The 21,201-nt window shown below is 59.4% G+C and carries 17 protein-coding genes; 11 read left to right on the plus strand and 6 right to left on the minus strand.

The genetic code is table 11. The annotated features are described in order from the left end of the window. Positions 1 to 151 precede the first annotated feature (151 nt). Complete coding sequence (locus WCA10_RS15880; protein WP_472823490.1) at positions 152 to 2,887, plus strand: carboxypeptidase regulatory-like domain-containing protein; 2,736 nt, start codon at positions 152 to 154, stop codon at positions 2,885 to 2,887. A gap of 290 nt (positions 2,888 to 3,177) precedes the next feature. After that, the gene (locus WCA10_RS15885; RefSeq protein ID WP_472823491.1) at positions 3,178 to 3,687 is read left to right on the plus strand and encodes a hypothetical protein; all 510 of its coding nucleotides are present in this window, start codon (positions 3,178 to 3,180) and stop codon (positions 3,685 to 3,687) included. Between the two features lie 107 nt (positions 3,688 to 3,794). Here the strand turns inward: WCA10_RS15885 and kdsA are convergent, their stop codons facing one another. From kdsA to WCA10_RS15905, 4 genes are all read right to left on the minus strand, one after another. Next, positions 3,795 to 4,610: a 3-deoxy-8-phosphooctulonate synthase gene (gene kdsA / locus WCA10_RS15890; protein WP_472823492.1), complete on the minus strand. Its 816-nt coding sequence runs from the start codon at positions 4,608 to 4,610 to the stop codon at positions 3,795 to 3,797. A gap of 55 nt (positions 4,611 to 4,665) precedes the next feature. Then, positions 4,666 to 5,223 (minus strand): hypothetical protein, encoded by a 558-nt coding sequence (locus tag WCA10_RS15895; protein ID WP_472823493.1) that lies wholly within the window; start codon positions 5,221 to 5,223, stop codon positions 4,666 to 4,668. Positions 5,224 to 5,430: 207 nt separating this feature from the next. Further along, positions 5,431 to 5,928: a hypothetical protein gene (locus tag WCA10_RS15900; RefSeq protein ID WP_472823494.1), complete on the minus strand. Its 498-nt coding sequence runs from the start codon at positions 5,926 to 5,928 to the stop codon at positions 5,431 to 5,433. A gap of 21 nt (positions 5,929 to 5,949) precedes the next feature. After that, the gene (locus WCA10_RS15905; RefSeq protein WP_472823495.1) at positions 5,950 to 7,608 is read right to left on the minus strand and encodes a CTP synthase; all 1,659 of its coding nucleotides are present in this window, start codon (positions 7,606 to 7,608) and stop codon (positions 5,950 to 5,952) included. Between the two features lie 319 nt (positions 7,609 to 7,927). On the opposite strand from WCA10_RS15905, the gene WCA10_RS15910 reads away from it, so the two are divergent. Next, complete coding sequence (locus WCA10_RS15910; RefSeq protein ID WP_472823496.1) at positions 7,928 to 8,644, plus strand: hypothetical protein; 717 nt, start codon at positions 7,928 to 7,930, stop codon at positions 8,642 to 8,644. Positions 8,645 to 8,807: 163 nt separating this feature from the next. Here WCA10_RS15910 and WCA10_RS15915 read toward each other — a convergent pair whose 3' ends face one another. Further along, positions 8,808 to 9,791, minus strand: a complete 984-nt coding sequence (locus WCA10_RS15915) for an NAD(P)-dependent alcohol dehydrogenase (protein WP_472823497.1) — start codon at positions 9,789 to 9,791, stop codon at positions 8,808 to 8,810. A gap of 166 nt (positions 9,792 to 9,957) precedes the next feature. Here WCA10_RS15915 and WCA10_RS15920 point away from each other — a divergent pair, with 166 nt between their 5' ends. The 8 genes from WCA10_RS15920 (at position 9,958) to WCA10_RS15955 (ending at position 19,857) form a co-directional block, all read left to right on the plus strand. Further along, entirely contained in the window at positions 9,958 to 10,956 is a 999-nt protein-coding gene (locus WCA10_RS15920) for an aldo/keto reductase (protein WP_472823498.1), read from the plus strand. A 143-nt stretch (positions 10,957 to 11,099) separates the two neighbouring features. Next, a complete protein-coding gene (locus tag WCA10_RS15925) occupies positions 11,100 to 13,250 on the plus strand; it encodes a S9 family peptidase (protein ID WP_472823499.1) in 2,151 nt (716 codons plus the stop codon). Between the two features lie 297 nt (positions 13,251 to 13,547). Then, the gene (locus tag WCA10_RS15930; protein ID WP_472823500.1) at positions 13,548 to 15,986 is read left to right on the plus strand and encodes a hypothetical protein; all 2,439 of its coding nucleotides are present in this window, start codon (positions 13,548 to 13,550) and stop codon (positions 15,984 to 15,986) included. Positions 15,987 to 16,109: 123 nt separating this feature from the next. Further along, positions 16,110 to 16,979, plus strand: coding sequence for a 6,7-dimethyl-8-ribityllumazine synthase (ribH, locus tag WCA10_RS15935; protein WP_472823501.1), 870 nt, complete (start codon positions 16,110 to 16,112; stop codon positions 16,977 to 16,979). A gap of 35 nt (positions 16,980 to 17,014) precedes the next feature. Beyond that, entirely contained in the window at positions 17,015 to 17,395 is a 381-nt protein-coding gene (gene nusB / locus WCA10_RS15940; protein ID WP_472823523.1) for a transcription antitermination factor NusB, read from the plus strand. Positions 17,396 to 17,638: 243 nt separating this feature from the next. After that, on the plus strand, positions 17,639 to 18,034 hold the full coding sequence (locus WCA10_RS15945; RefSeq protein WP_472823502.1) for a YtxH domain-containing protein: 396 nt from the start codon (positions 17,639 to 17,641) through the stop codon (positions 18,032 to 18,034). Positions 18,035 to 18,207: 173 nt separating this feature from the next. Further along, positions 18,208 to 18,723 (plus strand): hypothetical protein, encoded by a 516-nt coding sequence (locus WCA10_RS15950; protein ID WP_472823503.1) that lies wholly within the window; start codon positions 18,208 to 18,210, stop codon positions 18,721 to 18,723. 12 nt (positions 18,724 to 18,735) lie between these two features. Then, the gene (locus WCA10_RS15955) at positions 18,736 to 19,857 is read left to right on the plus strand and encodes a YncE family protein (RefSeq protein ID WP_472823504.1); all 1,122 of its coding nucleotides are present in this window, start codon (positions 18,736 to 18,738) and stop codon (positions 19,855 to 19,857) included. A gap of 56 nt (positions 19,858 to 19,913) precedes the next feature. On the opposite strand, the gene WCA10_RS15960 is transcribed toward WCA10_RS15955, so the two are convergent. After that, a complete protein-coding gene (locus WCA10_RS15960; protein WP_472823505.1) occupies positions 19,914 to 21,191 on the minus strand; it encodes an MFS transporter in 1,278 nt (425 codons plus the stop codon). Positions 21,192 to 21,201: the final 10 nt, after the last annotated feature.

Below are 21,201 nucleotides of genomic sequence, written 5' to 3' on the forward strand. Positions count from 1 at the left end.
GGATTCTCAAATCAAGACAGCCCGCACCGGGCTTGATATTCAGCGTTCTCTGGCTTTGACCTGAAGTCAACGATGCCGCCGTTGCACTGACGATGCCGTGCGTTTCCAGCACGGGCCACGCCCATTCAGTCAACAATTGGAGACTTTTCCCATGCTTTTCAAATGCAGCGCAATACTTCGCATTCTTCCGCTGTTTCTCTTCGCCCTTACGTTGCCCTATGCGACTGCGCAGGGCGGCAATGCCGGCATAGTGCGAGGCACTGTGACCGATCCCTCCGGAGCGGTGATTCCAAACGCAACGGTTCACTTATCCAACGAGGTGAGCGGCCTTGACCGCACCACGACCAGCGACGCGACGGGCCAGTTCGTTTTTTCGAATGTTCCGTTCAATCCATATGAGATCAGCGTGTCCGCCAAAGGGTTTTCAGCGATTTCTCAAAAGTTCGAAATTCGTTCGGCCCTGGGAGCAAACCTCAAACTCACCCTTGCGATTCAAGGCGGCAGCTCAACCGTCACGGTCGAAGCCACGGGCGATTTGATCGAAACCGATCCCACTTTCCACACCGATGTGGACCGCGACCTGTTCACCAAAGTGCCATTGGAGAGCCAGTCCTCAACTCTCAGTTCCCTCGTGACGCTTACCACTCCTGGCGTTTCGGCCGACTCTAACGGCCTCTTCCACGGCCTGGGCGATCACGCCTCCAACTCCTTTTCCGTGGATGGCCAGTCCATCACCGATCAGCAAAGTAAAGTCTTCTCCAATCAGCTTCCCTCCAACGCCATTCAATCCATCGAAGTGATCTCAGGCGCCCCTCCCGCCGAGTACGGCGACAAGACCAGCCTGGTCATCGTGGCCACCACCCGCTCCGGACAGGGCGTCACCAAACCTACGGGTAGCATTAACGCCTCGTATGGCAGCTTTGGATCGGCTGCCGCTGGGTCCGATTTGTCCTACGGCGGAAAGAAATGGGGCAACTTCACAGAACTCGATGCCCTTAGCACCGGACGCTTCCTCGATCCACCCGAGTTCTCAGTCTTCCACGACAAGGGGAATGAGCAGAACTTCTTCGATCGCGTCGATTGGAGCTTCACCCCCGCCGATTCTATGCACGTGGACTTCAATTACAGCCGCTCATGGTTCCAGACGCCCGACTCGTTCGACAACCTCAACGTGCAGAACGTGGTAAGCGGGGGTGTGAGCACCGATCCGACCTTCGACACTGTCGGCGATACCGACCAGCGCTCAAAGATCGGCACATTCAATATTTCGCCCACCTATACGCGGGTAATCGACAACAACTCCGTCCTCAATCTCGGCGCCTATGTTCGCCGCGACAACTATAACTACTACCCGAGCAATAGTCCTCTGGCAGATCTGGGACCGATTCAGACTTCATCCATCAGCCAGGATCGAACTCTCACCAACGCTGCGATCCATGCGGACTACACCTACAGCGTCGGCAACCAGAACATAAAAGCCGGTGTGCTCTACCAACAGACGTTCTTGCGCGAGCATGACAACCTCGGCGTTGTGAGCGCAATCTACAACTCCCCCTGCGTAGACGACGCCGGCAATCCGCTTCCGGGTTATTCCGACCCTTCCGAGTGCCCGGGCGGCGATACAGGCCAGAACCCGGACTACCTTCCGGTTCTTGCGCCCTACGATCTCACCCGCAGCGGCAGCTTCTACAGCTACTTTGGGCATACCGATGTTAAAGAACTGTCGATGTATATCGAAGACCAGATCAAGGCCGGAAACTGGAACTTCAATCTGGGCATTCGCGGCGACCTGTATAACGGTCTCGCCATCGCCCGTCAGGCGGAGCCGCGTCTGGGTATTGCCTACAACATCAAGCCCTCGAAGACGGTTCTGAGCGTTTCGTACGCGCGCACTCTGGAGACGCCGTTCAATGAGAATCTGGTGCTCTCAAGCAGCGGATGCTCGAATAATGTTCTGAACCCTCTGCTAGCCTGTAGCCCCGGCGTTTCGGGAACTCTTGATCCAGGCTATCGGAATGAATTTCACGCCGGCATTCAACAAGCCTTTGGAAAGTGGGCTGTCGTCAGCGGCGAGTACATCTGGAAGTACACCCACAACGCCTTCGACTTCGGCGTTCTGGGTAATACCCCCATCTTCTTCCCCATTGACTGGCATAACTCAAAGATCCCTGGGTACGCCCTGCACGTCGACATGCCAGAGTTCCATCACTTCAGTGCTTACTCGGTCATGTCCTCGGTCGCTGCTCGCTTCTTTCCGCCACAGTCGGCCGGTGCTGGCGCCGCGCCCGGACAAGGCGGGTTCCCATTCCGCATCGATCACGACGAAAGGTTCAACCAGACCACCCACGTCCAATATCAATTCGGCAAACGTGGTCCATGGGCGGGCTGGAACTGGCGCTATGACAGCGGCCTCGTCGCCGGTTCGGTTCCTTGCTATAACGTCACCGATCCGAACAGTCTCTGTAATCCGGTCAACGGAGGTCCCTCCATCACGCTGCCCAGCGGCCAGCCTGGAATCGATCTCAGCGGGCTCACTCCCGATCAACAGTTCGAAGCGGGCCTTGCCTGCGATGGCGTGAAAGCTACGCCAACGTCCGGCTTCACTTCCTGCGATGCCGCAGGATTCACATCGTCGCTGGTGAGCATCCCGGCTCCAGGAAAAGAGGACGACGACGAAGATCCACCTCGCATTGCGCCGCGCAACCTGTTCGACATCTCAGTCGGCCAGAACAACATCTTCCACGCGGATCGTCTCAAGACGGATTTCGATATCACAGCCGTCAACGTGACCGATAAGTACGCGCTTTACAACTTTCTCTCCACCTTCAGCGGCACGCACTACGTAACTCCGCGTGCCATAACAGCGAAGATAACCTTTAACTTTTGACCCTGCATCGTCTTCCCAAGCGATCTCCCGCGTCTCTCCTGAGGCGCGGGGGAGGGAGCCCTCGCGCTCTATGTTGGTGTCTGAAATCAATACACTTAGTGTCCAAAACGGCGATGTGCTTCTCCGCCCGGGTAACCGTCCGGTAATCGAATGCGATCTCCAATGATTCGGCAATATGGGTACCGGTGACTGTCAAGATTTTGCGGTTCGACGTGATTCCCCACAAACTCCTGAGATAGAGTTACGGCCATCCGAGGCTCACGTTAAGGCCCCGGAGGAACGAGTCCTCGATGCCCAAACTTCAGAAACTACTGCGAAGCTCATTTGGCTATGCGTCCGTCGTTTCTTTTGCCGTGTCCATAGCGCTCGCTCCTGCGTTTCTCCGGGCGCCACTCCCGCATGCCACTCCGCGCTTTCACGCAGATCCATTCTCGCTGCTGCTTATCGCCATGCGAGAGGTGATTCTCGTCATGCCCGCGGTCATGGCAATTACCACTGGGCTGGCCTGGTGGGCTCTTCGCAAGGGCCTTCCATCCGCGCGGATGCGGGTACTCGCCGCAAGCATCTCGTGCCTGCTGATGAGCATGCCGTTCCTTGTTGCGGGCATTGCCATCGTGAAATATTCCCTGGCCGGCTCCGTTGAATTGGCTGGAGTACTCGTTCTCTTCGTCACGCTCGTGTCGGTCGGAACCGCTGGCCTTGTCGCTTTCGGAAAGCGCAATGCGCCGTTTGCAGCGTCGGTCCAACCGCGTGTCACGAACAGCATGGAAGGCATGGGTGCGCTCGCTTCGACGCTGTAGTTGACGCGCAACCAAACGGTTGCATTTCAATTTCAGAACGTAGAATCGAAGGCTATCCAATTCTGGGCGGCATTCAACCTTGGGTTCTCACCAGCGGCCGCGTCCCATTACGAGCCGCCAGCCGCGTGTATCGCCAGCAGCCTCTCCAGCAGTGGTTTCAGCAGATCCAGGCGGAGCGCATTCGCGCCGTCCGACTTCGCATGTGCCGGGTCGTCGTGCACCTCGAGAAAGATGCCGTCGACGCCAGCAGCCACCGCCGCCCGTGCCAGCAGCGGAATGAATTCCGGCTGCCCGCCGCTCACGCCATTCGCCGCTGAAGGCTGCTGTACCGAATGCGTGCCGTCAAACACCACCGGCGCCATTGCCCGCATCACCGGCAACGAGCGGTAGTCCACAACTAGTGTGTTGTAGCCGAAGCTCGCCCCGCGCTCCGTAAGGAACACGCGTTCATTTCCGGTTGAGCGCACTTTCTCGACAGGATGCGCCATATCCCACGGCGCCACGAATTGCCCCTTCTTGATGTTCACCGCGCGACCGGTTTTTCCCGCCGCCACCAGCAGATCGGTCTGGCGGCAGAGGAACGCCGGAATCTGCAACACGTCCACAGCCTGGGCCGCAACTTCGCAGTGCGCCGGTTCGTGCACATCGGTGAGCACCGGCAAACCAGTATCCTTCGCCAGCCGGCCAAGAATTTTCGTGCCTTCCACCAGCCCCGGCCCGCGAAAACTCTTCACGCTCGTCCGGTTCGCCTTGTCGAAGCTCGCCTTGAAGATGTAGGGGATGCCCAGGTCGCTGGTGATCCGCTGGATCGCCTCCGCCATCCGGCGCACATGTGCCTCGGACTCGATAACACACGGGCCCGCAATCAGAAAAAGCTGTCCCTCGCCTACGCGAACAGGACCAATCTCGAAGGAGTGACTCACGAAGCCGATTCTACCCGCTCAGCCGCGCCCGCGAGAATCGGACAGCCATCCCCGGCTACAACGACCGGTTCCGCGACCACTGCACCAGCGCACGATCCAGCGTGTGCAAAGGCGTTGGCCCCGGCAGATCGGTCTGCGGCATCACAATCCCGCGTTCCACCAGTCGCTGGCAAAACTCCAGGTACTCCTCATAGAACCGAACGTCCTGACGCATCTGCCCCAGCGCTTCAAGGTCGCCCATCTCCAACTCGATGTACCGCTCGGGATAGATGGTCGCCAGGATTGTCGTAGCCAGCGAAATGTCCACGCCGCGCAGTGCCAGCAGGGCGCTCACCGCCTCGGCCGTCGAGCTCTCCGGCGCCGCCGCTACCTCCAGTGCCCGCCGGATGCTGGTCGTGCTGTTGGCAATTACGAACTGCACGAACCTTTCCGATTTCCAGCGGACAATCGCCTCCAGGTTGGCCAGAGAGTAGTCGCCATGCCGGATTGCTTCCCCGGCCTCGAACGCCTCTTCTTCCAGACGCCGCTCCTTGTTGGGAGCTTCCTGCCAGCACTGCTCCGCCAGTTGCTGCAGCTCTTTTTCCGATGGCTGAAGTTCAAAGTGAGCCGTCATGCGAACCCTCCTTTGCCCGTGGCTCAGCCCCTTCTCAGGGGTTTGCCAAAAACGCAGCAACAGTAGGTCCATCCAAAAACGACTGTCAAGCTCATTCCAGCTTCGTCACATAGTCGTGTGACGAAGGCCACATTCCTATGGTGAATTCACTGCAACGAGAATCGTCGCTGTTGAGTGAAGGGCACAGCCGACTAAACCGCTACAGTCTCATGAAGGATTCTCAAGGTCTGAAAACTGAAGCTTGATCTTGGCTGCCATCCACTTCGCCTCTCTCACGGCAATGACGTAGAAGACAATGATCCCGAAAAAATCCCACAGCGACATCCGTCGTCCTTCTAGAGTCATCCATCCCGGCAGCAGAGTCTTCGAATACCGCCACAAATAAGCTGTACCGCTCACAAGTGCCAGAACAACCGTCTGCCGGGTCAGCAGTTTGCTCATGAACTTCATGACCGGAAGGTTCCCAAAGAAATCATCCGAGTCCTTGAAGACCAATCCACAGGTGCAGCAGAACATGAATACAACGTAAGTGAGAGTGATTGCAACCTGCCAGCTCCACGGGTATTGATCGAAGGGAAAATAGATCACGCAGAAGACCGCTACAGCGATCACGTGTGCCCAGGGCCCTATCCACCAATGAGATTTCTGCTCGGCGTCTGGTCCGCTTTGTGTCTCTTCGGATTGATTTTCCAGGTCTTCGAACATCGTCTCGCTCTCCCGCGAAACCTAGCGAACCTCTGCGACTGTCGCCGACTTCTCTATTCCTCGTCCAACCCGGTTCTTGTAGCTAGCCGCAATAAACTCCCGGAACAGCGGATGCGGCTCCAGCGGCTTCGACTTGAACTCCGGATGGAACTGACAGCCGATAAAGTACGGATGCTCCGGCAGTTCCACAATCTCCACATACGTTGAATCCGGCGTCGATCCGCTGATCTGCAACCCGCCACCTGTCAGCAATGCCTCATACTCGCGGTTGAACTCGTAGCGATGCCTGTGCCGCTCGCTGATCTCTGTCGTGCCATACGCGCGATATGCCAGCGTATCGGGCTGAAGTATGCAGGTCCACGCCCCCAACCGCATCGTGCCGCCCATCTCTTCCACACCCAGCAATTCGCGGAGCTTGTAAATCACGCGATGCTGCGCCGCCGGGTCGAACTCGCTCGAATTCGCATCCTTCAGACCGCACACATTACGCGCATACTCGATGCACGCTGTCTGCATGCCCAGGCAAATGCCAAAATATGGCACCTTCTTCTCGCGCGCATACTTGATGGCGTTCAGCATCCCCTCGATGCCGCGCTTACCAAATCCGCCCGGCACCAGGATTCCGTCGAACCCCTCCAGTTGCGATTCATAGCTCGTGTCCTCGGGCGTTTTTGATTCCAGCCCTTCCGCCTCGATCCACGTCACATTCAGCTTCAGGTTGTGCGCCAGCGCCCCGTGTGTCAGCGCCTCTTTCAGCGATTTATAGCTGTCCTCATACTCCACGTACTTGCCCACAATCCCAATCGAAACTTCATCCTTGGGGTGGTAGCAGCGGTCAACCAGGTCCTTCCACTTGCTCAGGTCTGCTTCGGGAGCCTCCTTGTGCAGATACTTTAGGATCAGTCCATCCAGACCCTCCTGCGCAAAGTTCAGTGGCACCTCGTAGATCGACGGCACGGTCGTTGCTCCGATCACCGCCCGCTCCTCCACGTTGCAGAACGCAGCAATCTTCTGTCGCATCTCGCGGCTCAGGTGCCTGTCGCTGCGGCACAGCAGCACGTCGGCCTGGATGCCGATACTCAGCAGTTCCTTCACCGAGTGCTGCGTCGGCTTGGTCTTCAGTTCTTGCGCCGCCGCAATCCACGGCACCAGCGTCAGGTGAACAAACACCGTGTTCTCGCGACCCAGCTCCTGCCGCATCTGGCGGATCGCTTCAAGAAACGGTAGCGACTCGATATCGCCCACCGTCCCGCCAATCTCCACGATCGTCACATCGTGTCCGTTGGCCGAGACCTTGCGCATTGCATTCTTGATCTCGTTCGTCACGTGCGGAATCACCTGCACGGTCTTGCCGAGGTAGTCCCCGCGCCGCTCTTTCAGAATGATCTGCTCGTAGATTCGCCCGGTGGTCAAGTTGTTGTCCCGCGAGAGCGGCGCATGGGTAAAGCGCTCGTAGTGCCCCAGATCGAGATCGGTTTCGGCTCCGTCGTCGGTCACGAAGACCTCGCCGTGCTGAAACGGCGACATCGTCCCCGGATCGACGTTTAAGTACGGGTCAAACTTCATCATGTTCACGCGCAGGCCGCGGCTCTCGAGCAGGCAGCCGATCGACGCCGCTGCAAGACCCTTGCCTAAACTGGACACAACTCCGCCCGTTACAAAGACATACTTTGCCGACATCGCTGCAACCTCGCTATTTGATTGTTGGGTTTGGCCGTACCTGGTGGGCACAGTCAAGTATGGCAGAAAATCGCATCCCGTAGAACGGGAAAATAGATGCCGATGTGCAACAAGCGAAACCTCGATCCGATAAATATAAGTGTCTAAATAGTTTCCGCGATTCTTTAAATACTTTCCTCACCGCTGCCCCGCAGTGCTCGTGCGGAAAAATGGTGATCTGCGACACGGATCGCGCTCCCCGGTGCTTTCTCAACCCCCTCACAACCTTGTTCTCATAGCATGTATACTCCCCGTGTTTGTCGTTAGAGGGAGATGCCCAATGTTGCCTTTCCGAAGTCTAAAGCGATCCCTGATCGTATTGGCAGTGTTTCCAGTTCTCACGAGCGGCGTCTCCTTCGCACAGGCGTCCGCGCCCGCCGCGCGCCAGGTTTCTGCAAACGGCGGCGAGCCGGTTCCATGCAGTCGACTTGCCGATACCGCTACTCCAGTCAGCGCAACCGTCGAAGCCAAGGTCGACGGGCTTGACTCCGCACATTTAAAACTCGGCAAGGAAATCTGGTTCAAAGTTGCGCATGGCGTGATCTATGCAGGCTGCACGCTCGAAGCGGATGCAGTTGTATATGCTCGGATAAAATCCGTCAGTTCTTCTAAAGACCCTGCCGCAGCCGAACTTTCCCTTGCTTTCGACCATGCCGATTGCTCCGGCCGCGGCAAGCAGCCATTGAACCTGAGGCTTATCGGGGTCGTGGGACCTCCCGACGAGAGGCATCGCATGCATAGCGAAATGCCCGCCGAAGTGTCCGGAAGAGGTCGCGATATCAACGATGCCATGGCAGGTACCAATGGCCTCGACATGGAATTGAATCCCGGTGGTCCTCCCCATACCGTGCGCCCGGGTATTGTGGTGGGTGTTCCGCAGTTGAAGTTGGAACCCACCGCCGGTGCGGATTGCAGCGACAAGATGACCAGCTCAAACAGCAGAATTCAGCTTGGACCAGGTTCGGAACTCATTCTGGCCTTGACTGAATTGCGGTAAACAGGATTCCTGGGCCGCGGGTAATCGATAGCCGACAACCCGCAGCCGGACGACAGCGGTGAGCATGATCACATGGCGCGTTCACCTGGCCCGGTTTTGCACGGCTCGGGGAAGAGTTTTCCGCGACGACTGTCGCTGCTGTCCGCAAACTCTGTCACGGGACCTAACTGAACTTCGGCGTCGCGATCACGACTTTCCCGCGTGCGTGTCCCGCTTCCAGATATCGGATCGCCTCCGGCAATTCGCTCAAGCCGTAATACCGGTCAATTACAGGAATCACATCTCCGCTGGTCATCAATTGGCTCAGGATTTCCAGATCTCCCTTGTCTCGCTTTGCCAAAATCCCCACCAGCCGCTGTTTCGTAAACCACCCCTGCACCAGTTGCTTGATCATGCCTGCGAGTGCATCACCAGCCGGCGTCTCCGGACCTCCTCCTCCGCACGCGATGAAGACTCCCTTGGGATTCAAGACACGGCGAAAGTCCGCTAGCGGCCGGTTCCCGACGAGATCGAAGATGACGTCGTAACGTTCTCCGCTGGCCGTGAAGTCCTCACGCGTGTAATCAATCACCCGCCCCGCACCGATTCCACGCACAAGATCCACGTTGCGCGTGCTGCAAACGCCCGTGACCTTCGCGCCCATCCACTTGGAAATCTGTACAGCAAACGTGCCAACGCCCCCTGACGCGCCGTTAATCAGCACGTTTTGCCCCGCTTGAAGATTGCCTTTGTCTCGGAGAGCCTGGAGTGCAGTAAGCCCTCCAATCGGCACAGCGGCTGCCTGCTCGTAAGTCACGTTCAGCGGCTTGAGAGCGACGATCGACGCAGGAGCGCACACATATTCTGCGAACGCCCCGTCGACCGCGCCGAACACCCCATCCCCCGGCTTGAGATTCGCCACGGCGGCACCCACCGTCACCACGTCGCCGGCCATATCCGCACCCAGGCTCGTACGCTTCGGTTTTCGCAACCCGCTGAAAAAGCGCAGAGGCCAGGGCACGCCCCTCATCAAATGCCAATCCAGCGGATTCACAGCCGCCGCGCGGATCTTGATCAGAACTTCATTGTCCGCAGGAGTCGGCTGGGGCACCTCTTCCAGCTTCAGCACATCCGCCGATCCATATTCGCGATACACGATAGCTTTCATCGGAGACACCTGCCTTGCATCACAATCGAAGCATAGTCCCTCGCGAATTTTGCTCCGTGCGCGCCGTCACCTCCAAGGGTGTATCCCGCGTTGCATCATCGCACCGGTTACGTACCTTGCCGCATCTCATCGGCAGGCTTACCATGCTTCCCGGAGAGTTTCCACCATGACCACAGCATCCGCCGTTCAGCTGCGCAAACTTGGCCGTTCCGGCCCCGCCGTCTTCCCCATCGCCCTCGGTTGTATGGGCATGAGCGGCATGTACGGACCCGCCGATGAACCGGAATCCCTCGCCACCATCCATGCCGCCATCGACGCTGGCGTCACCCTCCTCGACACCGGTGATTTCTACGGCATGGGCCACAATGAGATGCTCCTCGGCCAGGCTCTTCGCTTCTTCCGCGAAAGAGTCCTGATCTCCGTCAAGTTCGGCGCCCAGCGCGGCCCCGATGGTGCCTGGCTCGGCTACGACGCGCGTCCCGCCGCCGTCAAAACCGCCCTCGCCTATTCGCTCAAGCGCCTCGGTGTGGACCACATCGACATCTATCGCCCCGCACGCCTCGATCCCAACGTCCCAATTGAAGACACCATTGGCGCCATCGCCGACATGATCAAGGCAGGTTACGTTCGCCACATCGGCCTTTCTGAAGTCGGCCCGGAAACGATCCGCCGCGCCGCCGCAGTCCATCCCGTCGTCGACCTGCAAATCGAATACTCGCTGATCAGCCGTTCGCCCGAGTCGAAAATTCTTCCCGTCCTCGACGAACTCGGCATCGCTGTCACCGCCTACGGCGTCCTCTCGCGCGGGCTGCTCTCCGGCTCCTCAAAAAATGGCCCCGGAGACATCCGCAACCGCTTCCCACGCTTCAACACCGAGAACCAGGCACAGAATCAGAAACTCGTCGCCCGCCTTGCCGAAATTGCAGCCGGAAAAGGCATCACGCAATCGCAGCTCGCCATTGCCTGGGTTCTCGCCAAAAATCCGTCTATCGTTCCTGTCATTGGCGCACGCACCCGCACCCAACTCGGCGAAAGTCTCGCGGCTCTCGACGTCGCGCTCACATCCAAAGACGTTGCCGCTGTTGAAGCCGCCATCCCCGCAGAAGCCATTGCCGGCACCCGCTACGACGCGCATCAGATGCTGGTCCTCGACAGCGAAAAATAGCCGTACTTCAGTGCAGCTATTCCGAACATCGACGGCGGCACCGAACCACATTGTCATCGCAACATCCCATCCCAAGCGGGAACGGTCTTCGGTGAACAATCGGATAACGTGGCACGGACGCTTGCGCCTGATAGCATTTCCGCATGTCACGTATTTCCCTTCGCAAAGCCCTCCATTCCATGCTGGCGTTCGGCGCTTGCTTCGCACTTGTCGCCGTAACCGCACCGCGGATGGACGCGCAAGCAGCTCCAGCCTCCGGCACCACCGATCGTTCCCACATTGAGGAAGTCCTGCGCGGGCTCAATCGCGGCCGGGGCTTCGGGCAGGTTGGAATCTCGCCCGACGACAAAAAGCTAGCATGGATCGAGGGCGGCCGCGGGGGCTCGGGAATTCGTATCGCTTCGCCGTCCGACCTCGCCAAAACTGAGCGTGCTACGGCGGCAACCAACTCCGACCAGCACTGTCGCGAAGGCGGATTCGCGTGGGCGCCCGATTCCAAAAGCTTTGCCTTCTTCTCGGATTGCGCCAACTCCGCGGACCACCAGGTTGACCTCTATCTCTCCAAGCTCGATGGGACTCCGGCAAAACGGCTGACGAGCCTGAAAGGACTTCCGCAGGCCCCCGCATTTTCACCGGACGGCAGTGAAATCGCATTCCTGTACGTGGAAGGCGCAACCCGGCCCGCAGGCGCGCTTGCCGCCATGAAGCCTCCATCCGGCGTCATCGGCGAAGACGGCGTAGAAGTGCAGCGCGTGGCCGTTGCCCGCGTTGACGCTGAGGCAGCTCAGCCCACCCTGGTGACGCCCCCCAATCTCCATATTTACGAATTCAATTGGGCGCCCGATTCCAAAGCGATGGCCTACGTGGCAGCCGAACCGCCTGGCGAAAACAACTGGTGGGTGGCCAAGCTCTATACCCAGACCCTCGACGGCAAGCCAAAACCGATTCTGGAGCCTGAAACGGTATCCGGCCCGCTCCATGGATTGCAGATCGCCGTGCCCCGCTGGTCGCCCGATGGCAAGGCCATCGCTTTTATTGGCGGTCTGATGAGCGACCAGGGTTCCACTGGCGGCGATGTCTGGATCGTTTCGTCTGACGGCGGCCAACCTCGCGATCTCACACAAGGAAGACCGACTTCGCCCGCCTGGATTGCATGGGGCAGCAACGACTATCTCTTTGTCAGCGAACTCGCCGGCGGCAACAGCCAATTGATCCGATACAAGCTCAGCGGCGATCGCACCGGCAGCGGGCAGGTGACCTTCGGTTCGCCCATCTTTTCGATTCCAGGGAGCGTGGGCGACGGCCGCATGGAGATGAGCCTCTCATCCACGGCCGATCGCTCCATGTTTGTATTCGGAGCCAGCAACTTCGAGCATCCCCGCGAAATCTACGCAGCCAAACCCGGCATCGTCATGACCTCGGGCCTCGAAGGCGTCATGCAACTCTCCCACTTCAACGACGGCGTCCAGCCTGCATGGGGCAAAGCCGAATCCGTCAGTTGGAAGAGCGGAGGTTTCCGCGTGCAAGGCTGGCTGCTTTTGCCAAAGGATTACGACCCAAACAAGAAATATCCCCTCATCGTTGAAGTGCACGGCGGCCCTGCCGCAGCGGTCGTGGCGCGCTGGGGCGGCGGAGGCGGCCTCAGCTCCACCGCGTTCTCCGCGCTCGGCTACTTTGTTCTGGAGCCGAATCCCCGCGGCAGCTACGGCCAGGGCGAGGCCTTCACCCAGGCGAACCGGAAAGACTTCGGCTACGGCGACCTGCGCGACATCCTGGCCGGCGTCGATACCGTGCTGGCCAAGTACCCGATCGATCCCCAGCGCGTGGGGATTACGGGTTGGAGCTACGGCGGATTCATGACCATGTTCGCCGTCACCCAAACCAACCGCTTCAAGGCTGCTGTTTCCGGCGCCGGTCTCTCCAACTGGCAGAGCTACTACGGTGAAAACTCCATCAATCAGTGGATGATTCCGTACTTCGGCGCCTCCGTGTATGACGATCCTGCGGTTTACGCCAAAAGCTCGGCCATCAACTACATCAAGCAGGCGCATACCCCCACCCTCGTCGTAGTCGGCGACCGCGACGGCGAATGTCCGGCGCCGCAGTCATACGAGTTCTGGCACGCTCTCCGCGATGAGCACGTTCCAACGCAGCTTGTGGTGTATCCCAACGAAGGGCACGGATTTGTGAATCCGGAACATCGGCGGGATGTCATGGATCGGGCCGTTGAATGGTTCGCCAAATACATGCCGGCAACTCCAGCATCTTCCGATACCGGCGCAGGCTCTCATTAGGCGCTTTTGCTCCCCATCCGTAGACCGGCGAGTCTATTGGAGTACAAGGCAATCAGACAGGGCGGGATAGAGCTGGATGGCCATCCTGTCCTGATACACTTTTCTTTGGAGCAAATCGAGCGTGTTCTGTCGACCGGCTGCATGCAGTGGACGAATGCCGAAGGCCGGTAGCCCGCGCACTTTGAGCCGGCTTCTGGCCGGCGCCGGGCAAAAGCCAGGCTCGCTTTTAACCCATATTTCTTAACGCATTCTGCAGAGACCGTTCCGCGGTTCGATCGGGCGGGGCGGGGAGGATTCATGCGGCGGTATCTGACGCTTGTCTTCATGGTGGTTCTGGCAATTCCAGCGGGGATGTCCGTCTCCGGCTGTTTTCGTAACCCGGCAGGAAATTTTTGCAACGGTCTCGGCTACGGATTGAAAGATACAGAAGTCTACGCGATCGACCTGGAGCCAAAAACGACGGGCGTGTCCATGGCCTTCGGACAGACCCGCCAGATCAATGCCCCCACGGCGACCACCTGCAAGGGCGCAAACGCAAGCGTAGGAAGTTACAGCTATGCCACCACCAACAACCAGATTCTCGACATCGCACCCACCGGGAATATGTGCGCAGGGACATGGAACCGCAACTCCGGCGGCGGCATCCCTGATTACACCATCTGCAATCCTCCCAGCCCTCTTCCCAACACGGGGGGACTGCCTTACCAGACAGCGTACATTTCAGCCTCTGCCAACTCGGTAACCTCAAATCCCGTCGAGGTCTATATACATGCCCAGGTGAGTTCGGTCACGCTCGCAACATCTGGAATATCCCAGGGAGCGCAGCAATGCTATTCCCAGGGTGCGAGCGCCCAGCTCGATTCAGAAGCGTGCTTTACGTCGGGCGGCACGCAGTATGAGTTCTGCGCCCCCTCCACCGTCACCCACTATTCGTGCCCAGGTGGATTGGCTCCCGGCGTCAGTTCAGTTCCGAGCTGCTCCAACTCGATCGGCGCGCTGACGTACTCGGTCGGCACCGCCTCGGTTGCCACCCTGAACAACGCCACCAACGTGATTACCGCGGCACAACCCGGCACCACCACGATCACCGCATCGGTCGCCGGTTCCGGCTCTTCCGCGGGATACTTCAGCACCTGCCCGCCTAAGTCCATCTCCGTAACGGTGAACGGCTCCACCACCGCAACCGTGACCCAGGGAGTGACGCAGAATCTCACGACGACCGTGCTTGATACTAATAATCAGCCGATCACGGGCCTCACCCTTCTCTACCAGTCAACCAACCCGCTCGACATCTCCGTCGGCGGTGCGGGAGCAGTGGTTCCATCCTTTCCGGGCGCCACATCTGTTTACGCCATATGCCAGCCTTCCACGTGCAATCCTGCGCCCATCAACCAGATCGGGCTCTTCGGCACAGGACTTTCGATCTCCAGCAATGCCGTCGGTATCACCACGCCCGGTACCGCCAGTGGCTCTGCGTGGTTCTCAGCCCCCGGACAATCGCAGTACTTTGTACGCTACGACCTTGTCGGCAACTCGCTCGGCTCTACCTCTCGCCTGCCCTACGTTCCCAACTCGATGGTGATGGATCAGCTCGGCTCTACGCTCTACTTCGGATCGTCCCGCGCATTGATGACGGTTAGTACCACAAGCGACGCCTTGTCGGGTACGCCCAACACAGCGGTCCCTGGCGTCGTCCTTGCCGTCGCCCCCAGCAATAAGCAGATTCTCATTAACGATCCCGTCCGGCGTGTCTTCTACATCTACAACACAACGGGTTCGGTTGCCGCCACTTTCACCGGTCTTGCCAATTCCGCTCAGTGGACGCCCGATTCGCAGACGTTGTATGTAAGCGATAGCGCTTCGCTCGGCGCGGGACACTCCGACACGCTGTATGTCTACAACGGAAACACCGGTTGGACTACCTACGATCTGACTCCGTCAGGGGGCGCGACTAATCTCGCGATCACCGTCCCCGGCGTCGGCGCCTATCTCAGCGGCAATCCCACGGTCGCTCACACATGGTGCCCTTCCGGAACTGCAAGCAACTACAGCAGCCTCATCTTCTATCCGCAGGGTGACTCAGTTCCGGTCGAGACAGAGACCCTGGCCGCAACCAACGATGGACAGCACATGCTCGGCGCCGCAATCGTGGGCGGCGGAGCGCAGCTGTCGGATATCGATGTCTCGATCCCCTTCAACCCGAGCACCGGCACGGCAACAGGGGGAACAACCACCCCCGTGAATTTGCCGATCGCCTGTCCGCAGTCCGGCCAGACCCTGGAACCACTGACGATTATGCATCCCTTTGGGACACAGCAATACAGCGTTAGCGGCATCAGCGCGACGGCGGTCAATCAGATTGTTGCTTCGCCTGCGTCCAACCTCGCTTTCCTTACCTATACCGGCTCGACTCCGGGCGCAAAGCTCCCTTACTACTTGCCTGGCTCGGGTGGAGCTCCAGGCGCACTGAATTACGTCACGCTCAATGGCGGCAACGCGGTCACTGCTCCCATTGCCGGTGCCTTCAGCCTAGACGACAAGCTCTTCTTCGTGTCGACGTCAGGCGACAACCTCATTCACTTCGTCAACACATCCACCTTCCAGGACACGCAGCAGATCAATCCCAATTTGCCTGCGTGCACGCCCGGCTCCGATCCGGATTGCCTCATCACGACTCCGACCACGAACTCCGTGCCGGCCACCGCGATTGCCGTCAAGCCGCGCTCGACCACATAGCAACACCCGGGATGCGTCCTTGAAGGCCGGCTTTCTGCCGGCCTTCTTCTTGCGCTCCACATTCGCCTCAGGCGCGCCCGCCACAATCAAGAATCAGCCGCTGCAGCACGATAGAATCAAGGCATGATCAAGGGAATCTCCGTCCTTCGCCCCGCCGGGAACGCCGATGTCTACGAGCGGCTGGCATCCTTCTTTGAGGCGATGGGGTTTGCGAAGGGCTCGGGATGGAACGATCGAGAGAGCTCCGGGACATCGTTTCTCGCTCCCCTGGGAAACCTTGAATTCGTGCACGGCCAGTTTCAGTCGGTTGCCGATCTTATGGTGGAAGTGACGTCGCTCGACTCCGCTCATCAGGCCGCTGCACGATGGCTCCGCGCCGGCGGCAGAGAATCCGAAGCCGCCCGCTTATCCGAAATCACCGACACGTCCTGGAAGTCGCGCATCTTCACCGTCGAGCCGGAACCCGGCTTCGCCTTCACATTCTGGGCGTGGAGCAATCCGGAGAAGGGGAAGCCAATCGCGGTCCAGGGCGACCTCTCTGCGGAAGGCATGCGGTTCGCCGTCGTTGTCGCTCGCTGGAACGCGGTAATCACTGACCGCCTGCTTGACGGCGCTCTCGATGCGCTGGTTCGCAGCGGCGCCAAACGTGCAGACATCGAAGTGGTCCGCGTCCCCGGCGCCTGGGAAATTCCCCCTGCTGCCCGCACCATAGCCGAGCAGCACAAAGTAGACGCCATCATCGCGCTCGGCTGCCTGCTGCGCGGAGAAACTGCGCACTACGAAGCCATCTACAACGAAGTCGCGCGCGGCATCGGGCAGTCGCAGCAGGAAACCGGTATCCCGCACAGTTTTGGCGTGCTGACCTGCGAAACATTGGAGCAGGCGCTGAATCGTGCCGGCATCAAGGCCGGAAACAAGGGCTTCGAGGCTGCCCTGGCGGCAATCGAGATGGTGAGCCTGCGGGGCAAGCTCGCGGAAAGCGGGAAAGCTTGACCGCTGGCACTCGACGCAAATCCCGCGAAATCGCCATGCAGATGCTCTTTCAGGCGGACGTCGGCAAGCAAACGCCTGACCATGTGCGTGCAACTTTCTTCAGGTCGGTTGACGACGTCGAGCCCGAAGTCAGAAGCTTTGCCGAAGATCTCTTCAACGCGGCAATTACCCACCAGCAGCAGATCGACGAACTGCTCGCCGTGAATTCGCGCCACTGGCGTCTTGAACGCATGCCGGCCGTCGACCGCAACCTGCTCCGCATGTCCGTGGGTGAAATGATCGGGTTCAAGTCGACTCCATTCCCCATCGTCATCAACGAAGCTCTTGAGATCGCAAGGCGCTACTCCGCTCCGGAGTCCATTAACTTCCTCAACGGCATCCTCGATGCAATCGCTCGCAGCCTCCTGCCGAAGTGAAGGGCACTCCGCCCGCCCGGCTATTCCTCCCGAGGTCACCCGCCAGAACTTGCAACTGATTTCGATCCAACGGCGTCCAATGCCAGAAGAGCCGGGCAAGTTAAAGCCGATGCTCCGGCAAATTCCGCAATTCGATTCACACGGCGTATAGTGCAATTTCAGCGCGTCGGCGTATTTGCGGCGTAACATGGAGTTTTGATAGGCTCAGGTTTCTTGATACTGGGCAAAAAGGAGATATAGGTTATGAGCGAAGATACGAGCAAGGGTCAGGGAGTGGCATGGTTTCTGGCCGGATTGGGTGTAGGCGCTTTAATCGGCATTTTGTATGCCCCGAAGAGCGGTCGTGAAACGCGCGAAGACCTTGCGCAAGGCGCTCGTGAAGGGTCTGAGTATTTGCGCGCCCGCGGACGTCAGGCGGCCGAGCAGGTCGGCCAGATAGTCGACAAGGGCAAGGAACAGGTCAATCAATATGTCGGGCGCGGACGCGAAGTTGTCGATCGCGGCCGGGCACAATGGGAAGATTTCGTCGAGCGTGGCAAGAACCTGGTGCAGGATCAGACCACCCGCGTTGGTGCAGCCGTTGACGCGGGTCGCGAAGCCTACCAGTCAAATGCCAAGCCTTCTGAACCCACGGCCTGACGATGGATTGAGCCTGAATCGTCCTTTCGATTCAGGCTCCTTTCGGTAGTTTCAAGGCCAGAGCTCGTTGCGAAGATCGAAATCGGCGCTCCGGCCCGCTTGCCGCCCTTTCCCTGAGTGCGCGGAATTGCTGAATGGGCTTGACCAATTAGAAAGTTAGCGTCGGAGCCGAAATGAACAATGAAACAACCTTGCTGGTAATTTTTGTTGGAATCACGGGGCTCGCCTTGGTCGTGCAGGCCATCGTCATGCTGGTGGCTTTCCTCACCATGCGGAAGACCATCGTGTCTCTGCAGTCCGACGTGCAGGAACTCCGTACGACGGCCATGCCGATCCTCTCCCGGACCAGGGAGACCCTGGAGAAAGTCGCTCCCAAGATCGAGTCGGTTGCGACCGACGTGGCCGATCTTGCTCACCTCCTGAAAGAGCAGAGCGTAGAATTCCAGGCCGTCGCTGCGGAAATTCTGGAACGCGTGCATCGCCAGACCAGCCGCGTGGACAACATGTTCACCGGAATGGTCGACGGCGTCGAGCAAGCCAGCAACATGGTCGTTGATTCCGTTGCCAAACCGGTTCGGCGAATTACGGCGATGCTGACCGGGGCAAAAGCATTCTTCACCGTGCTGGCCACCGGGCGCAGACCCGATCAACAGGCTGAAATCGTCGCCGATCAGGACATGTTCGTCTAACTGGAAGAACCTATGAAGATCAAGAAGAGCTTTTGGCAGGCGGCCGCTCTGGCCGCCTGCTCCGCTTTCTTCGCGGTGGCCCTGATCGCGCAGCGTTCGTCGCCGCAGTCTCCCCAATCCACAACCCCGAAGGCAGCGCTGCTCGTTCTCTCCAAGCAAGACCACACCCTCGCTATCGTGGACCCCGCAACGCTACAGGTTGTCGCGCGAATTCCCGTAGGCGATGATCCCCACGAAGTCGTTGCCTCCGCCGATGGTCACACCGCTTATGTTTCAAATTACGGTTTCGGCGCATTCCATACGCTCGCCGTGGTTGACCTCATCGGCCAGAAAGCGGAACCTCAAATCGATCTTGGCGCCCTTGGAGGTCCGCATGGCCTCGCATTCGCAGAGGGCAAGGTCTGGTTTACAGCCGAGGCCGCAAAGGCCATCGGCAGCTACGATCCCCTCAGCGGAAAAATTAACTGGATCATGGGCACCGGCCAGAACCGCACCCACATGATTTACATCTTCCCCGGTGCCGGGAAAATCGTCACCACCAACGTGAATTCAGCCACAGTCACGATTCTCGAGCACACCTCGGGACAAGCCGGTGGTCGGCCACAGGGTCCGCCGCCCGCAGGTGCCGGCGTTCCTCCTCCCGGAATGCGCGCACCCGGCGACCCTCCGCCCCTGCCTCCCGGCGGTGACTGGAACGAAACCGTCATCCCCGTCGGCCGCGGTTCTGAAGGCTTCGATGTCACTCCTGACGGTAAACAGGCATGGGTTGCCAACGCGCGGGATGGCACCCTCTCCGTCATCGATATCGCCTCCAAAAAAGTCACAGCGACTCTCCAGGCCAACGCCCGTGGCGCCAACCGGCTCAAATTCACCCCCGACGGCACCAAAGCCCTCATCTCCGCTGGCGGTGACCTCGTGTTCTTCGACGTGGCCACGCAGAAAGAAATCAAGCGCCTTCACATCGGCCGCGGCGGCGGAGGCGGCATTCAAGTCCAGCCCGACGGCGAGCGCGCCTACGTTTCATTCGCTGCCGACAACTTCGTCGCGGTCATCGACCTGAAGACACTTGAAGTCGTCGGAAAAATCGATGCGGGCGGAAACCCCGATGGCCTCGCCTGGGCCGTGCAGCAATAGACTCCGAATGCTGCAAAGAAATCCCGGCGACATGGATTGAACTTCCAGCGCATCGCTCAAGCCAGTTCCACGCCCCGCGTCTCGGGCAGCAACAGCGCGACGCACGCCGCCGCCGCAAAGGCCACCGCACTCGCGCCGAACGCCCACGCCAGTCCATGCCGCTCGCTCAACGCACCGATCGTCACCGGTGCCAGCGCACTCAACCCCCGCGCCACGTTATATGAAATGCCCAGCGCCGTAGCCCTGCTCTCCGTCGGAAAAATCTCGCTCCCGATGATCCCGGATCCGGTGAAGAACCCTGTTCCAAAAAACGCCGCCACGCAGGCAAACACGAGAATCCAACCCGCCTCGCGCGCCCCTGCCAGCAGCGGAACGGCCGCCGCTGCCGCCGCAAGATACACCGCAAACGTCCGCTTCCGTCCAAACCGATCCGCAAACGCGCCGAACAGCAAATAACCGGGAAGCATTCCCGCAAGATTCACGGTCACTAGAAATCCCGTCAAACTCAGCGCCGCAAATCCCCGCCCGCCCTGCGAAACCGGCAATACGAGATACGCCGGAATCCACGTAAACAGCCCCCACCACCCGAACATGCCAAACGTGTTCGTAGCCGTCAGCACCACCAGCGCCTTTACCGACCCCGGTACCTTGCCGCGTCTTCCAGCGTTTGGGGACCCCGCGTGCGCCCGCTCCCACAACGGCGGCTCCGGCACGTGACTCTGGATCCAGAACACCAGCACTGCCGGCAAAATCCCCGCGAAAAACACCCAGCGCCAGCTTCCGTGCGCCCCCCCCGTATAAGAAAAGATCGCCCCCGCCACCACCGCCGAAATCGCATACCCCACGGCCCAGCTGCTTTGCACAATCCCCAGCGCGCGTCCCCGCAGCGCAGAGGGCCACGTCTCCGCCACAAGCGCCGCGCCCGTATTCCACTCGCCACCCATTCCCAGCCCCAACAGAAAACGGAAAGTAGCGAGCATCGCGATCGACGTCGACAAGCCGCATGCGAACGTGAAAATCGAATAGACAAGTATGCTCGCGCCCAGCATCCGCCGCCGCCCATACCGGTCCGCCAGCATGCCAAACCCCAGCCCACCCATCGCCGACGCAACCAGTGTCAGCGCATTCAGCAACCCCGCCGTCGTTCGGCTCATGCTGAACGCGCGCATCAGCGTCGCCAGCACAATCGAGTACAGCATCACATCAAATGCATCCAGCATCCACCCCAGCGCCGCTGCAATCACCACGCGCCGCTGCGCAGTCGTCGCCGCTCTCCAGCTGAATGCCGCTGGGCCGTTCGTCTTTATCGAAATAGGGGAAGCTTCGTCGCGCATGGCCTTCGAT

The sequence above is a fragment of the Occallatibacter sp. genome, from assembly GCF_049582745.1.
Lineage (GTDB): Bacteria > Acidobacteriota > Terriglobia > Terriglobales > Acidobacteriaceae > Telmatobacter.

Bases quoted from the DNA above. Each gene is read 5' to 3' on its own strand.
- WCA10_RS15915 (WP_472823497.1), bottom strand. From the start codon at position 9,791: ATGAAAGCTATCGTGTATCGCGAATATGGATCGGCGGATGTGCTGAAG.
- WCA10_RS15930 (WP_472823500.1), top strand. From the start codon at position 13,548: ATGCGGCGGTATCTGACGCTTGTCTTCATGGTGGTTCTGGCAATTCCA.
- WCA10_RS15895 (WP_472823493.1), bottom strand. From the start codon at position 5,223: ATGACGGCTCACTTTGAACTTCAGCCATCGGAAAAAGAGCTGCAGCAA.
- WCA10_RS15885 (WP_472823491.1), top strand. From the start codon at position 3,178: ATGCCCAAACTTCAGAAACTACTGCGAAGCTCATTTGGCTATGCGTCC.
- WCA10_RS15900 (WP_472823494.1), bottom strand. From the start codon at position 5,928: ATGTTCGAAGACCTGGAAAATCAATCCGAAGAGACACAAAGCGGACCA.
- WCA10_RS15880 (WP_472823490.1), top strand. From the start codon at position 152: ATGCTTTTCAAATGCAGCGCAATACTTCGCATTCTTCCGCTGTTTCTC.
- ribH (WP_472823501.1), top strand. From the start codon at position 16,110: ATGATCAAGGGAATCTCCGTCCTTCGCCCCGCCGGGAACGCCGATGTC.
- WCA10_RS15910 (WP_472823496.1), top strand. From the start codon at position 7,928: ATGTTGCCTTTCCGAAGTCTAAAGCGATCCCTGATCGTATTGGCAGTG.
- nusB (WP_472823523.1), top strand. From the start codon at position 17,015: ATGCAGATGCTCTTTCAGGCGGACGTCGGCAAGCAAACGCCTGACCAT.
- WCA10_RS15955 (WP_472823504.1), top strand. From the start codon at position 18,736: ATGAAGATCAAGAAGAGCTTTTGGCAGGCGGCCGCTCTGGCCGCCTGC.
- WCA10_RS15905 (WP_472823495.1), bottom strand. From the start codon at position 7,608: ATGTCGGCAAAGTATGTCTTTGTAACGGGCGGAGTTGTGTCCAGTTTA.
- WCA10_RS15925 (WP_472823499.1), top strand. From the start codon at position 11,100: ATGTCACGTATTTCCCTTCGCAAAGCCCTCCATTCCATGCTGGCGTTC.
- WCA10_RS15920 (WP_472823498.1), top strand. From the start codon at position 9,958: ATGACCACAGCATCCGCCGTTCAGCTGCGCAAACTTGGCCGTTCCGGC.
- WCA10_RS15960 (WP_472823505.1), bottom strand. From the start codon at position 21,191: ATGCGCGACGAAGCTTCCCCTATTTCGATAAAGACGAACGGCCCAGCG.
- WCA10_RS15945 (WP_472823502.1), top strand. From the start codon at position 17,639: ATGAGCGAAGATACGAGCAAGGGTCAGGGAGTGGCATGGTTTCTGGCC.
- WCA10_RS15950 (WP_472823503.1), top strand. From the start codon at position 18,208: ATGAACAATGAAACAACCTTGCTGGTAATTTTTGTTGGAATCACGGGG.